This window comes from Dawidia cretensis (assembly GCF_018598175.1).
GTDB classification, from domain to species: Bacteria; Bacteroidota; Bacteroidia; order Cytophagales; family Cyclobacteriaceae; genus Ohtaekwangia; species Ohtaekwangia cretensis.
On record NZ_JAHESE010000045.1, the window covers coordinates 11,547 to 26,658 of the forward strand.

10 protein-coding genes are annotated in these 15,112 nt (G+C 40.2%); 5 read left to right on the forward strand and 5 right to left on the reverse strand.

The genetic code is table 11. The features are described from left to right. Window positions 1–69 precede the first annotated feature (69 nt). The 5 genes from KK062_RS27030 (at window position 70) to KK062_RS27050 (ending at window position 11,831) form a co-directional block, all read left to right on the forward strand. On the forward strand, window positions 70–2,724 hold the full coding sequence (locus KK062_RS27030; RefSeq protein ID WP_254087508.1) for a P-loop NTPase fold protein: 2,655 nt from the start codon (window positions 70–72) through the stop codon (window positions 2,722–2,724). A 646-nt stretch (window positions 2,725–3,370) separates the two neighbouring features. After that, entirely contained in the window at window positions 3,371–3,598 is a 228-nt protein-coding gene (locus tag KK062_RS27035) for a hypothetical protein (protein ID WP_254087509.1), read from the forward strand. Between the two features lie 639 nt (window positions 3,599–4,237). Then, window positions 4,238–7,564, forward strand: coding sequence for a SusC/RagA family TonB-linked outer membrane protein (locus tag KK062_RS27040; RefSeq protein ID WP_254087510.1), 3,327 nt, complete (start codon window positions 4,238–4,240; stop codon window positions 7,562–7,564). Window positions 7,565–7,580: 16 nt separating this feature from the next. Continuing rightward, window positions 7,581–8,948 (forward strand): RagB/SusD family nutrient uptake outer membrane protein, encoded by a 1,368-nt coding sequence (locus tag KK062_RS27045; RefSeq protein ID WP_254087511.1) that lies wholly within the window; start codon window positions 7,581–7,583, stop codon window positions 8,946–8,948. 36 nt (window positions 8,949–8,984) lie between these two features. Further along, the gene (locus KK062_RS27050) at window positions 8,985–11,831 is read left to right on the forward strand and encodes a M16 family metallopeptidase (protein WP_254087512.1); all 2,847 of its coding nucleotides are present in this window, start codon (window positions 8,985–8,987) and stop codon (window positions 11,829–11,831) included. Between the two features lie 445 nt (window positions 11,832–12,276). Here KK062_RS27050 and KK062_RS31130 read toward each other — a convergent pair whose 3' ends face one another. The 5 genes from KK062_RS31130 to KK062_RS27070 form a co-directional block, all read right to left on the reverse strand. Continuing rightward, the gene (locus tag KK062_RS31130; RefSeq protein ID WP_369075189.1) at window positions 12,277–12,549 is read right to left on the reverse strand and encodes a DUF6520 family protein; all 273 of its coding nucleotides are present in this window, start codon (window positions 12,547–12,549) and stop codon (window positions 12,277–12,279) included. Between the two features lie 102 nt (window positions 12,550–12,651). Continuing rightward, on the reverse strand, window positions 12,652–12,927 hold the full coding sequence (locus KK062_RS27055) for a DUF6520 family protein (RefSeq protein WP_254087513.1): 276 nt from the start codon (window positions 12,925–12,927) through the stop codon (window positions 12,652–12,654). 107 nt (window positions 12,928–13,034) lie between these two features. Beyond that, on the reverse strand, window positions 13,035–13,298 hold the full coding sequence (locus KK062_RS27060) for a DUF6520 family protein (RefSeq protein WP_254087514.1): 264 nt from the start codon (window positions 13,296–13,298) through the stop codon (window positions 13,035–13,037). 120 nt (window positions 13,299–13,418) lie between these two features. Then, window positions 13,419–14,468, reverse strand: coding sequence for a hypothetical protein (locus tag KK062_RS27065; protein WP_254087515.1), 1,050 nt, complete (start codon window positions 14,466–14,468; stop codon window positions 13,419–13,421). 3 nt (window positions 14,469–14,471) lie between these two features. Further along, entirely contained in the window at window positions 14,472–14,909 is a 438-nt protein-coding gene (locus tag KK062_RS27070) for a MauE/DoxX family redox-associated membrane protein (RefSeq protein WP_254087516.1), read from the reverse strand. Window positions 14,910–15,112: the final 203 nt, after the last annotated feature.

A 15,112-nucleotide genomic window follows, 5' to 3' on the forward strand; every position in this document is an offset into this window, starting at 1 on the left:
TCTCGGCGCATAAGTATGCAAGGGAAAGATGGGCTTTTTTATCGTCTAACCTATTTGATTTAAGAAGCTATGGCCAGCGACACCCCCGAGCGTGACCTTGTAAGAGTATTGTCGGCGCTTACCGACGGTACACCGAATTGTGTATCAGACATCCTGTTCGGCTTCCAAAGATATCCCATGTCGGGATCTGAGAATGATGCAAGAGTTCGCGACGTGGAGGAGAGTTTAATCAAACGCGGGTTTGTAACCGTCACGGAACCCAGGGGGACAAATAAAACCCATAACGGCTACGCCTATTTTGTCATTTCCCCACAAGGCAAACGGTATCTAAAAGATCATGAACGGTCTACGAGACCAAAATTTGCAATAACAAATAACCAGTTTGACGATAATCTTGAAGCAGAGGGATTATCGAATTGGGGGTTATTAGGCTATGTCGATAATGAGAAAGATAATGATACTTATCCACTTCGACAGTTCAAGGTCACGTTTCCAAGAGGTGAAGCATATTTCTATACCCTTGACGTAAGCAATGAAAAATTCCAAACAATTGCTCCGATTGACCTCGGTACGCTTGGCTACGCCAGGAAAGATCCTAAAGTAGGTTATCACAAACTATACCGTTTTTTTCACTTCAAGGATCAGTATCACGTTTTTATTACCAATCCCAATCTAAGTGAGCTTCCCCCCGATAAGTTTAAAGATGAATCCCAAGATAATCCAATATATATTCGTTCCTCCTCTGGAGAAAATGGCACGCCAATATTTTTATATTCCAACTCACCTACAATATATTCAACAACATTACCATTTACTGAAGACGACGATAGTGACAGTGATTCCGGTGACGAAACGCCATCCGATTTTTTTAAAAGGGCGTTAACAGTAGCTCTTGTTACAAGGGGGTTCATGTTGTCAGACTTTGTAATGATTTCAGAGGGGAATACCGATATTACTGTTTCAGTTAGGGATGCACTTCATAACTTTTATATAAATCAACAGGATAATAACGTTTATACAGTCCGAAGAAACCCTCCCCCTGATGGTGAGGCGGTAATAATGAAGGATTTAACTGACTGGAATTTTGTCTTTGATCTATTTGTACATTGGGCGAAAGGAATTAGGTCAAGAGATTTGTATTCAGATAAAGCTGTTCAACCCCCATCCCTTGTGTCCGAACGGAATTCAGATAATTCTGCAGAGGTGCCTAGTGTAATAGTCTACGATAACCATTCGATATATATCGGAGATAGTACTGACGTAGAAGCTGCTCTAAATGTGGATGCGATAGCGCAGGAGATCACAACGATCATTAGGAATTTAAAGCCAGACACAGGGAACATGATCGGGATATTTGCGCCTTGGGGCCGCGGAAAGACTCGACTAATGAAGGAAATCTGGAAACTCCTGTCGGATGAAGAAGCAAATGCCTGGGCACGTTTAAAGAAGAAGATTCGAATGCTTTTGCCATGGGGAAAAAAGCCGGTGAAATATTATCAAATAAAGTACCAGGCGTGGAGATACCAAGATACGCCGGCGGCCTGGGCATATTTATATGAGCAATTTTCTCTGGCTTTTTTAGGGAATAATAGAAAATTACAGAATATACCGAGGTATCATTTTCATTTACTTCGTCTGAATATTGAGCGCCATGGATGGTGGGGCTTTCTTGGTTTCGCGGCATTTCTTTTTCTCGCTACGATGGGAGTTTTGGTGTGGACACCTTTGAAAGAGGAGATTGTAGAGATTAGTAGTCGCATTTGGATTTCTATAGCTGGCGTTCTAGTTGGAATTTCGTTCAAAAACTTCCGCCTCGGATATTTTACTAAGGCTATCAATATCATAAACAAATACGGAATAAAGGTATCCTTTAGAAATACTCTGGGCGTACAGGCTGAAATTCAAAAGGAGCTTGTTCACATCATTAATGCATGGGCGCCCAATGGTGCGAAAAAGAAATTACTGCTTGTGGTGGACGACCTCGATCGTTGTAACGAAGAAAAAACTATAGAAATTATTGATGCGTTAAGGATAATACTTGATGATGATGATTTAAAAGACAAACTTTTTGTTCTCACGGCAATTGATGAACGCATACTTAGTTCAGCCGTAGGGCGAAAGTACCATGACGTAAAGGATGTCAAGCTGGACGAGCTTTCAAGGGAATACATTGACAAGCTTTTTATTTTTAGTATAAAGCTTGGGTGCTTAACCGAGTCCGAGACTATGGATTTCTTTGAAAAATTTATCCGAAGAGAAAAACTGACCTGGATAAAGGAGGAGGTCAGTGAGCCGTCAAAAACACAAAGTGCCAACAATGATATACGCACTGAAGCTAATATTAAGAATGCGCCGCCAATTAATCAACAACAAACGGCCTTTGCGGCTACACAGGGAACAGAGAATAAGAAAAAACCAAATCCCACAATAAAAAATCCATCTGACAAGGAACTTCATTTTATAGAGAAGAACCTCAGTAAGGTTGAAAATATTACACCTCGGAAAATTCGAATTTTGTACTACAGATACTTATTTGCTAGGAATCTCATTATTACAAGCAGCGATCAGAGAAGCACGGAAGACTATTGGCTCAACGAATCTCATCAAGAACATTTTGTCGAATTTCTAATTCATTTTAGTGAATCGCCAACGAGGAATATTACGCGAGAAATGGATCGGATAAAAGACCTAACTGGGGAAGGGACTCCGCACTTGAGTCTGTGAAAATTGATCGAAATAACTATTTTCGACTTCTCAGAATTTTAGAGATGACGATCGCCTATTAGAAAGCACCACCTAGACCTCGAAAAATCTTGACCATGGCAGTGCCGGAAGAGGACGTTGCAGCATGGAAGAGTAATTGGGGGTAAGATAGGACATCGCTTCGGTCCCAATATGTCGTTGAGGGGCCGGTTGATCGCGCGTGCCCCGAATAGCGCCAATGCCTCGCCGACGCACAATCCCGCCCTGTTCTGTGCCTCCTTCGCAGGCAACAAAGAAAAAGAACGGTTGCGCGTGGTTGGTTTTGGAGCCGGCACAAAAGCCCCACTCTGGCGTCTTCCCGCGGCACATAGCCTCATGTTTTAGTACACTCAATTTCGCCCTTGTCGTGCTTTTGTCCGACCCTGCTGATTGTTATTTATTGGCTCCTTTGCCCATGTAGCGCTTAGCTTTTTATAACCACCTGTCCTCGCGCGGTTTGGCGAGCCTTTGTGTTTGCTGCTGCGGAAGTAACGAGGCGGAATTATTGTCGTACAAGGGGAAGAAGATCTGAACTCGCGTATAAAATGCGATGGGTTGCGAGTTTTTTAATAGTTGTAATGTCCACCCGGACGGGCGGCCCGGGCATATTTTTTTAAGGCTTTTTAGCATGCCCGACTTGCAGCAGAAAATCGTGAAAGCAGAGCACCGTAGCGACGAGCTGCTCCACCAGAAGCAAATCATTGTATCCGACAACCAGGCGCAGGCCCAACGGTTTGCCGCCCTGCGGCAGGAGCACCAGGCATTGTTACGCCAACATGAAGCCCTGCAGCAAACGTTCGCCCGGGAAAGAAGCCGCCTGGCCGCCTTTCTGGGGAAGACAAACCCCGCCCAGTAGCCTAGATTCCCAAGCATTCGGTCTGTTTCGCACCATTGCCCTGAGGGTGAGGTGGATGGCCATTGCCTTTTTATAAAACGTTTGCGGGACCCAAACTGCAGTTTTGCCCTAATCAAATTCGGGTCACTACGCATTTTGTGAAATTTTGTTTAACAAAATGTTATGGAATACTTATACCCAAAGCGTTTTACTGACTCTTATTTGATAGAAACAAGCCGCTGTTAATTCCGTCAAATCGACAAATTTATACGGTAAGTTTTAGAATCATTTTAGATAAGCGTCATAAATTCTGAGCGTATGTGTAGTTGGAAAATGCCTCACGTGGTCGTCGTCGCCCGCCTGTTCCCCGAAAGACAACATCTAACCCTGGCCGTCCAACGTGCCGGCCAGAATCATAAAACCTTTACACACGGTCATGATCGGCGGTAGCCGGTCACCCCGTTGTGCCTACCTGTTTTTAGTACCTAACACCTAATCCTATACCTATGGACAATTCTACTTTGTGTCCCGATTTTGCTTGCCTTGACATCCCCCCGCCTATCGGCAATGATGGCTAATACATCTGGCCTCTGAGTTGCATTTTTTTGAAAGAAGCAGTGTTGCAGCATTGCTCAAGAAATTAACAATCTATCCAACCCTATGAAGCAGAACTTTACATATAAAGGGCTAGCAAGGCTTTATTTTATTATGCGAGTTTCCTTGGTGAACTTGATTTTACTGGTCACACCTTGTTTGCAGGTGTTGAATGCAAGTCCAGCTAACGGGCAGAATGTACATGATACATTTGTGAGTATCAATGTGGAACATGTCCCTTTGAAGAAGGTTTTTAAAATCATCGAAGATCAGACAGGGCTTTTGTTTGTCTATCCCCCAGACCTTGTGGAGGTTTATAATGACGTAAGCGTTAATGATTCACATATTTCTGTTTACGAGGTTCTCGAATCAACATTGACTAATCTACCCATAGCTTTCAAAGAGTCTGATAATAATATCTACTTTTTTTGGAAATCTAGTGTAGATAAAGATAATAGTGTTGTAGATGGGAAATTTCCTCAAACCATCACAGGTAAGGTTATAGAAATGAGTTCAGGTACAGGGCTTCCAGGTGTAAGCATTGTTATAAAAGGGACAACGAATGGCACAACCACAGACGCAGAAGGAAGATATGCAATTGAAGCCCGAGCTGATGATATTCTAGTCTTTTCTTCTGTTGGATTTAAGAATCAAGAGATACTCGTCGGCGGACGGTCTGTAGTAGATATTCAAATGGAAGAAGACGTGGCATCGTTAAATGAAGTTGTTATCAATGGAGGTTACTACACAACTACGAGTGAAGCAAAGACAGGTAGTATAGTTAAAATATCTGAAAAAGAAATTCGTGATCAACCTGTTACGAGCCCGCTGCTGTCGTTACAAGGACGCGCCGCAGGGGTGGATATATCGCCTAATAGCGGAGTGCCTGGCGGGGGAATAAATATCAAAATAAGAGGGCAGGGTAGTATTCGACTAGATGGCGGATATCCATTATATGTAATAGATGGAGTGCCAGTAGATTCTAGCCCATTGGAATCTGCGTCGTCAGTAATCATTGGCAAGTACGATCCTTTGAGCACTCTCAATCCTGCAAATATCCAATCGATCGAAGTGCTTAAGGATGCTGATGCAACTGCTATTTATGGTTCACGAGGAGCAAATGGTGTAGTACTAATCACGACTAAGAAAGCTAGTGGGGAAAGGACATCCGCTGATTTTAATATTTATCGAGGAGTGGGACAACTGTCGAAAAAAATGAAGATGCTAAATACTCAGCAGTATCTTGATCTTCGTCGAGAAGCTTTCCGAAATAATGACAATGAGATCATCTCTGAGTTTAATGCTCCGGATCTTCTAGTTTGGGATACGACAAGATTCACGGATTGGCAAGACGTCCTTATCGGAGGAACTTCAAATATTACTGACCTGCAGGGGGGGATTTCCGGAGGAACATCGAATACATCGTTTCGACTTGGCGGAGGATACCATAAAGAGACTACAATCTTTCCTGGTGATTTTTACTTTGAACGTTTGACGGGTAATTTATCGATTAATCATCGCTCTAAAGATGGTAAGTTTAACGCTACAGTGTCGAGCAATTATGGTGTTTCCAATAATTATTTTTTTGAATCACCTTCTGCTGCTATTGATGCTCTATCCCTGCCACCTAACGCTCCCAATTTATATAATGAAGGAAGCGGATTAAATTGGGAACTTGCGTCGTTTGGGACGAGCACATGGAATAATCCGTTGGCAGAGTATCGTAAAACAAATGATGCTGAGTCTGCAAGCCTTATATTTAATAGCACATTAAGTTATAATTTGTGGAAGGGAGTAATTGTTAAAACAAATTTGGGATACAATAATTTAGTCTCGTCGGAGATAATAAAAATACCGCTAAGCTCTTATAATCCTGATTGGGCAATGTACAACACACCAGAAAGCACGTTTGGAGACGGATTAAGACGCTCTTGGATAGTGGAACCTCAGATTCTGTTTTCTAGAATGATTAAATTTCATGGTATAGATGCCGTGCTTGGTAGCACTTTTCAAGAGGGAAGTAATAGATATAAGCAAATCACAGGAACAGGGTATGCGTCTGATGCCCTATTGGGCAGTCTGCAGGGCGCCGCTAGTAATCGTATAGTGGTTGATGATAATAGCCAATATAGATATACAGCATTGTTTGCGAGAATTGGATACAATTGGAAAGAAAAGTATTTTCTAAGTGTTACAGGGAGACGAGATGGATCATCTCGATTTGGTCCAGAAAATAGATTTGGAAATTTTGGTTCTCTCGGAGCGGCTTGGATTTTTTCGAAAGAAGATGTTTTTGATCGATTGCCGTTTGTCAGCTTTGGTAAAGTTAGAGCGAGCTTAGGTATTACCGGGAACGATCAGATTGGTGACTATAGGTATTTAGATACTTATAAAGTAACACCGGGCAAGTATCACGGAACAGTGGGACTTTATCCTACTAGTTTATATAATCCTGAGTATAAGTGGGAAGTCAATAAAAAGATAGAGGCAGCAATAGAACTTGGATTGATTAAAGATCGATTATTTATTGAGGTGGCGTGGTATAATAATCGTTCCTCAAATCAATTGACTAATTACCAACTTCCAGGAACGACCGGTTTAGGAGCTGTTTTTAGAAATTTAGATGCAACGGTTGAGAATACAGGTTGGGAGCTGACATCAAATGCGCATCTTTTTAACAGATCTAATTTTAAGTGGGATGTTTCGTTTAATATTTCTCTACCTAATAATAAGCTGATTGAGTTTTTCGATTTAGATCGATCTTCATACGCGAACACCTACGTTGTTGGGGAACCCGTCACGATTCAGAGATTTTATAAGTATACCGGCGTTGATCCCGGAACAGGTGTCTATACCTTTTTGGATGTTGATTCGAATGGCGTTTTGAATGGCGATGATAAAATTGTGACTAAGGATTTTTCCCCAAAATATTTTGGCGGTATTACTAATACTATATCGTATGGTAGCTTTGAGATGTCATTTTTATTTCAATTTGTGAAAAAAGTTGCAATGTCATACCTGCCCGCAAATGTGCCTGGTCAGGCTGTAAACGTTCCTGTAGATTTTTACAATAGTCGGTGGCGGCAGATAGGAGATATTACCGATGTTGAGAAATTATCCACAGGATTTGATTTGTTTTCCTCATTCAATAATAATTATAGTAGTAATAATAGTATACAAGATGCGTCTTTTTTTAGATTAAAGACGCTATCAATGTCGTACTCAGTTCCTGGATCGCTCCTAGACAGGGCTAAAATTAAACAGCTCAGGGTATACTTTCATGGGCAAAATATATTTACGGCTACAGATTTTTTTGGGTTAGATCCCGAAACAGGTACAACGGTAATTCCCGCTTTGAGAATGATGTCATTAGGTGTGCAAATAGGTATTTAACGAAAATCATACGAATATGAGATGTATAGTTTACATAGTTTTATGTTTTTTATTTGCAACGACATCTTGTCGAGACTTTGTAGATGTTGATCTTCGAGGATCACTAATAACTACTGATGTAGTATTTAGCGATGACAACACAGCAACTGCGGCGATGACGGGAGTTTACTATGAAATGGCGACAAATACCATTGCCATTGGTGAACTGAATAGTATGAGTAGGCTAGCGGGGCTTTCTTCGGATGAATTGGTTGATACGAAAGTCAGGGCGGTAACTTCCGAGTTTGAGCATAATTCGATTAGAAGCGATAATCCGGATGTCCTTAAATTATGGAATTCGCTTTTTAAGGTCATTTATGAAGCAAACGCAATGATGGAAGGTTTGGATCGGTCTTCTAATGTTTCGGATGCTACTAAGCGGCAACTATTGGGCGAAGCAAAGTTTATTCGTGCTTTTTGTAATTTTTACTTACTTAATTTTTTTTCCGATATACCATTGATATTGACAACTGACTATAGAAATAATTCTAGTGTTGTTAGGAAATCTAAAACAGAGATATATAATCAGATTGTTGACGATTTAAAGTTGGCTAAAGAACTTCTTGGAAAAGACTATGTGACGTCTGAGCGCATCCGGCCCAATTCGTCAGCAGCGTCCGCTTTACTGGCCAAAGTTTATCTTTTTTTGGAACAGTGGGATATGGCAGATGAGGAGTCTACTAGTGTTATTTCTAGCGAATTGTATGCTATTGTTTATGATATGCCTGGTATTTTTGTAAAAGAAAGTCAGGAAGCGATCTGGCAAATAGCACCGTTGGACAACGTTAGTAATACTGATGAGGCCGCTTATTACGTGATCACAAACGCACCAAAGTCCCTTATTCTTAGAAAAGAATTGGCTAAGGATTTTGAAGAAACAGATTTAAGATTGTTGAATTGGATTGGGAGATTTATTAATAATGGCGATACGGTTTACTATCCTCATAAATATCATGTCCAAGAGACCGGCACTCCAGCAAATGAATATTCTATAGTACTACGTTTATCTGAACAATACCTGATTCGGGCTGAGGCACGGGCAATGCAAGGTGATCGAAAAAATGCAATCGATGATTTGAATATTGTGAGGGAAAGGGCAGGGATAGAACTGGTGGATAGGGACGATACGTTGGTGGATGTACCAGAATTGATAGGAATGGAGCGGCGATTGGAGCTTTTTACGGAATGGGGGAACCGGTGGTTTGATTTAAACAGAACAGAGCAAACTGTCGATGTATTGAGCGATCTGAAAGAGGATATTACGGAAGACGATGCATTGTATCCAATACCACAAGTTGAGCGCGACAGAAATCCCGCCTTGGAGCCTCAAAATTCAGGTTATTGATATTTCTAGTTACGTTTTTTGTATTTAAATGCTATTATGAACTTGAGGGTATTTTGTAATCTACTTAGATTCTGTGGGAGCGTGCTGGCTTTCCTACTATTGGGTCACTCGACACTTGCTCAGAACGGCAAGAAGGTTGATGAAATATTATTACCCATTGATGAGGGTGTACGACATGGGACTTTGGAAAATGGTTTTTCGTACTATGTTAGAAAGAATGATATCCCAAGTAGTTACGCATTAGTATATCTCGCTGTGAAGGCAGGGTATTTGCAAGAGGATGATAGTCAGATTTCCCTTTCGCACTTGCTTGAGCATGTTGCCCTAAAAGGGACAAAGAATTTTCCTAAGGGGGCGAAATATTATCTAGACGAATTTGTCGAGGGCGGAGGAACGGCCGTTAATGGCCAAACGGGATATGACGTTACAATATTTGATATTTCGGTCCCTTTGGAAAAGAAGGGCGCTCTGGATCTAAGTCTGGATATTGGCTATGATTTGGCAACGCAAGTAGTTTTTGATTCAGACGATGTAGATATTGAACGGGAAGCTGTTATCGCCGAAGCAATAAGGTCTTCGGGACGAGAGCATCGGGAGATGGCGAATGTGGTTCCTAAAATGTTAGGAAAATCTTTTTTTTCCAAAAGAGGGATTGGTACGGATCAGGTTGAGACCGTAAGGGAAAGTAAATTGAGTGATCTCGTTAGATATTATCGAGATTGGTATAAGCCGGACTTGCAGGCAATTTTTGTTGTGGGTAATGTTAATGTGGATTCTGTAGTGACAAGAATTAAGAATGTATTTTCGAATATACCTCGTCGAGGTGACGCTCAATTGCGCAAAAAATATTCAGCATTTGCTCCTAGCAAGAATCAACTCATAGTTGTTCCTGACTCTGATCAGAAAGGTATATCTTTTAAGGTGTATGTTAAGTTTCCTAGCCAATCCGTTAGTTCAATTTCTGATATTAAAAGGGAGGTGACTATTGGATTGTATAATTCTATGGTTTTGGAGAGATTTAAAGAAATTGCTAGTCGCCCCCAACCGCCATTTCGGTTTGCACACCATTTTTTTCAAAAAAACGGCGTTTACGGAGTTAACGGAGTAGATGTTCTTGCGACCTTTTTAAGCGTGGATTCCGTTTCTAATCTCAAATCAGAATTAATTTCAGTTAGTAGAGAATTAGCTAGGATTGCAAAATATGGTTTCTCGGAAAAAGAACTTGTAAATGCAAAGGACGTCTTACGGAAGCAGATGTTAAAAAAAGGGAAGTCAGTTACTTCGAAAAAACTGATTGATTCCTACACAAAGCATTTTTTATATGGTTATTCTATGCTGGATCAAGCAGTGCTTTCCGATAAGATGCAAGATGCAATTGGAACCATTTCGTTAGGTGAGGTAAGTAAACAAGCTAATTCTTGGTTAAAGGGGGAGAATTTCGATTTTGTTGTTTTGGTTCCGGATAAAATTAAAGAAAAGCTTCCTAATTTTAGTGAATTGAAATCCATTTTCGAAGATATTCCGTTGCCGGATATTTCGGAATATAGGCCTGTTAATTATAATGAGTATAATATTGTTGGTGTGGAATCGTCCATGGCGCCATCAGTTAATTACAGGCGGAAAGTAAATGGCGTGACTGAAGTAATGCTGAATAACGGAATTAAGTTTGTATTGAAGCCGTTTCGGCCATCAAGTGGAAGAAGAGATGATAATTTGATTCTTGTCCATGGCTTCGCGAATGCTGGCGCAATGCAATATGGTGGTAATGAATATTTTTCGGCGATTGCATCTTTTGATTTTATCAGGAGAAGTGGACTGAGCAACTTAAATGATTTAGAGTTAAGTAAGTTTTTGGAAAAAAATGGTATTGAGCTTAGCCCATATATTACTGATTTTAGTACCGGTATAAAAGGCAGCTGTGATAGTTCGAGGATTGAATATTTGGTAGATATGGTGTGTAATTATTTTAATAATCCAATAAAGATCCGGTCGGCATTTGATAATTGGAAAAGTCTGATGTTGCAGCGTATCATGCAGAGGAATGTCGACGAAGTTTTTATGGATACGGTTTATAGCTGCACTCGCGAACAAGAATTGAGCTTGGGGTATGGGGATTTAGAAAAAGTAGATTTTGAAAGATCGTATGCGATTTTTAGAGAGCAGATGAATGCAAATAAGAATTACACGTTTGTGGTTACGGGTAATTTTAATGAAGATTTTGTTGATCGTATGCTTGTGAAATATTTTGGCAGTATTTCAAGCGTTAAGGCAGGGACTAATGACGTCGGTACCGTCGTCGTAAATACTGACATGGTTGGATGTATGTATGGCCGTGACATAAAAAGGGTATGTGCTTCAGTTGATGGGGCAACAGTACATTTGGCTATGTCCAATGCATTCGAATATAATAGTAGTAATTTATTTCGGGCTCGCGCATTGGAATGTATACTGCAGGATAGAATTACCTTTCGACTTCGCGAAGAGGAAAAAGGAGTTTATGCTGTCTCGGTTGGAATAAAGTGTATAAAATATCCTAATCCAAGATTTGTTTTCTCTATTAATTTCAAGTGTTCGTCTGAAAAAGCGGAATCTCTTATTAACGCATCCATACAGGAGGTTGAGAAATTAGGGAAAAACGGAATAGATGCTGATATATTTGGCCGATACGTTGGGGAGATGGAGCGAAATACAAGTCGACTGCTTAAGAGCAATTCCTTTTGGTCTGAATTATTGTATGACAGGTATTTCTATAATGTTGAAAGGTTCACCGAGGTTTCGAATTTGTCTGTCTCTGGGGTTAACCTATTTGTTAACCAATGGGTGAAACCCAACAAATTTGTTCAATTTTTGATGATTCCGACGGAGAATTGTGGTAAGTTGTGAGATTGCTTTTAATAGAAATGGCCGCATACAAATGAGCCGTTCCTGAGCTTATGATCTTGATAAATTGTTACATTTTTGTGGTGATTTGTGAATATTGAGCTATTCAAATTGTGCGGATATCGGGATTCCGTGAGTATCACCAGTTCTTACAAGACATGCAGGATCGTCATATGCGGGTAGGATTACCTGGGAAGTAGCATTCGTAATACGGACGAAGCAGAGATTTGGGGCGGCGACTTGACATGCGCTAGTAATGGCACGGCAGGTTGTCTCTTGTTTGGCATATTCTGCCGGAGCCATGAATGGTGTAGCTGTTGAGCTGGCGATGCCTGATATAATAGCTGCCAGGCCTACAATCAGATTTTTAGTTCTCATGGGAGGTTAGTCAAGGATTTTAGATGAGAAAAGGTACCCAAATCAACTAAGAGGACCGTGGGTATTGTGATTATTCAAATTGCCCGTTAATGGGAACCATTGAAGTAGTGTTTGTCCGGATCTGACAGGGATCATCATATACAGGTAGAATTACGTTCGGGGTGACATTCGTAATGCGTACCGAGCACAGGTATCCACCTGCGACGTCACACGTTGTGGTAATGGCACGACAGTTAACTCCTTGTTTTGCGTATTCTCCTGGAACCAGCAACGATGATGCGAATGAACTGCCGATAGCGAAAATGACGGCAACTGCGCCGAGAATTACATTTTTAGCTTTCATAGTTGAGTTTAATTATTTTCTAGTTGTTTACTGATAAGAGTATGCTGTGGTTGAATCTTGAAAAAGTCCCCATAGTTGATATGGGGACCGGGGGTATTATGATTATTCAAATTGCCCGTTAATGGGAACTTGTGAAGTAGTGTTTGTCCGGATCAAACAAGCAGGATCATCATATACAGGTAGGATTACATTCGGTGTGACATTGGTAATACGGACATTGCAGAGGTTTCCACCTGCTACGTCACATGTGGTAGTAATGGCACGACAGTTAACCCCTTGTTTTGCGTATTCTCCGGGAACCAGCAACGATGATGCGAATGAACCGCCGATAGCGAAAAGGACGGCAACTGTGCCGAGAATTACATTTTTGGATTTCATGATAGAGTTTGTTAAAAATATTTGTATTTGTTTCCTATATAGGAGGATGTTATGGTTGAATCATAAAATAAAGATCCCCATATTCTTGGGGATCTTTATTAAGATAATTACTCAAATTGTGCTGGTACTGGAATGGCCGAAGTTGTTGTCGTGCGGATCAGACACGCGGCGTCATCAAATGCAGGGTAGTTTACATTTGAAATGCGAACTGTACAAAGATTAGCGCCTGCTACATCGCAAGAAGTGGTGATAGGACGACAAGTAGCACCCTGTTTTGCAAATTCTGCAGGAACCAGTAAGGCTGATGCAAATGATCCGCCAATTGCGAATACTACGGCAATTGCTCCTAAAATCAAATTTTTAGTTTTCATGTTGTTAAAATGTTTATAGTTGTTTGATAATGCCTACTTTTTTTCAGGTGTTCGGCTTCCATTCCTGTTTCTACCGGTAAGAATATTTTAGCTGAATGATGCGAATATCGATCTTGTGTCTTAGTTGAGATCTCTTAATATGAGATATTTACTATAAATTGTTATTAGCTTTTTTCTCTTGACTCTGAATTCAGATAATGGGAGGTTTTCGTGATTGTATAGATTCATGCTGTATTCATATTTACCATTGCTAGTGTTATATACATCTAAGGTTGCTCCTTCGACGAATGATTTCGCATTTTCATTCTTAGCGAGAATGTTGGATTTTATATATAAATGATCGTCGTCAACAGAACTCAGAGAGTTAACTATCGTTGGTATTCCTGTTAGCATTTGGGATTGTGATGATTCTGTGTTTAATACCTTAATTCTGGGGTGCCTGAATGTGTCGATGGTGTTTGATCGGTATTTCAGATTTAAGCTGGTATCCATTACGATGTATTGGTTTCTGTATGTATATACGTATACTATTTCGTTTTTTGACTTATTGCTATGTAACATTCCTTCTACGCAGAATATACCATCATTTACCTTTTCTAAAATGTCATAGTTGTATTTTATACCAAGTGAAGTGCTAGTCTCTTTTGCTAGTTCTAGACTTTTGTTCTTTGTGCTATACGTCTTTAGGATAAAAGACGATTTACCTATTGGCTCTGCATCTGAGAAAAACGCTGAATCATTCATGAAACGGATTGCTTCTCTTTTATTTAGATCACCTCTATAAAGCGCTGGCATAGTACCATGTGTTAAATAAAAATACGGCGAGTCTACTTTTAGTTTGAATCTATCTATGTCTTTGAACGTGTCTTTGTTCTTGATTCTTAGTGTCACATGCTGAGAGTCAAGTGTTTCCGTATTAAGTACTATCATGTGGAAATGATTTGTCCAATTTCCCAAATAGATATTATGATTAGATACTCCTGCTATATAGTATGAGTTGTATGGAAGTTCTATGACTTTTTCGTTGACGGAACTTTGATTTTTAAATGTTCGGTCGAATCCACCTCTATATATGCCTTTGGTTAGCGGTGAAATGGCGTATAGACCGGCAAGCGTCAGTAACATTCCTGATGCGCAGCAGAGCAATATGAAGAAGTGTTTTTTGTTCATAATTTATGTGGTTGCGATCTGAACTCTGTCCTTTTGTTGGGATAAGTTTAAGTGTATTCCAACGACGGCTAGAAGGGTAAATATGATGTTAAATACTAGGTGTTCTGTCCATCCCATTTTATCTAATATGCCGCCGCAAGAACATGGTACATATGGACTGAAGGTTAAAATAAACCATATATAGGCCGAGAAAAGAAACATTAAAGAGAAGGCTGCATACAGCGCGATTAGTTGGAGCCTCACAATTAAAAGAGAGACTGCGATTGCAATTTCGATCAAAGGCACCAGAAAGGCTATCCAACTGGCATAATCCATAATTAACGGAGATTTTCCAATTTGCCCTTGAAAGGTTTCATATTCCCTTAGTTTAGAAAATGCTGCATATATGAAGAGCATAACAAATAGAAATATTATTACATCAATTATTTTTGAGTTTTTCATTTTTATGATTTTTAACGAAAATATTTGTTTATGCAATTTCGGTGTATATGTACCTTGTTTGTGTGATTCCTGTCATACGCTTCCATATTCTATAACTGCCATATTGGAAACTGCGGAATTTTCGATGCGTTTAATGATTTATGCTCAATAAGTTTCTTGGTGCTCTAACTTGATGTAAAGGTATGGATAGCCGTTTCCTAGAT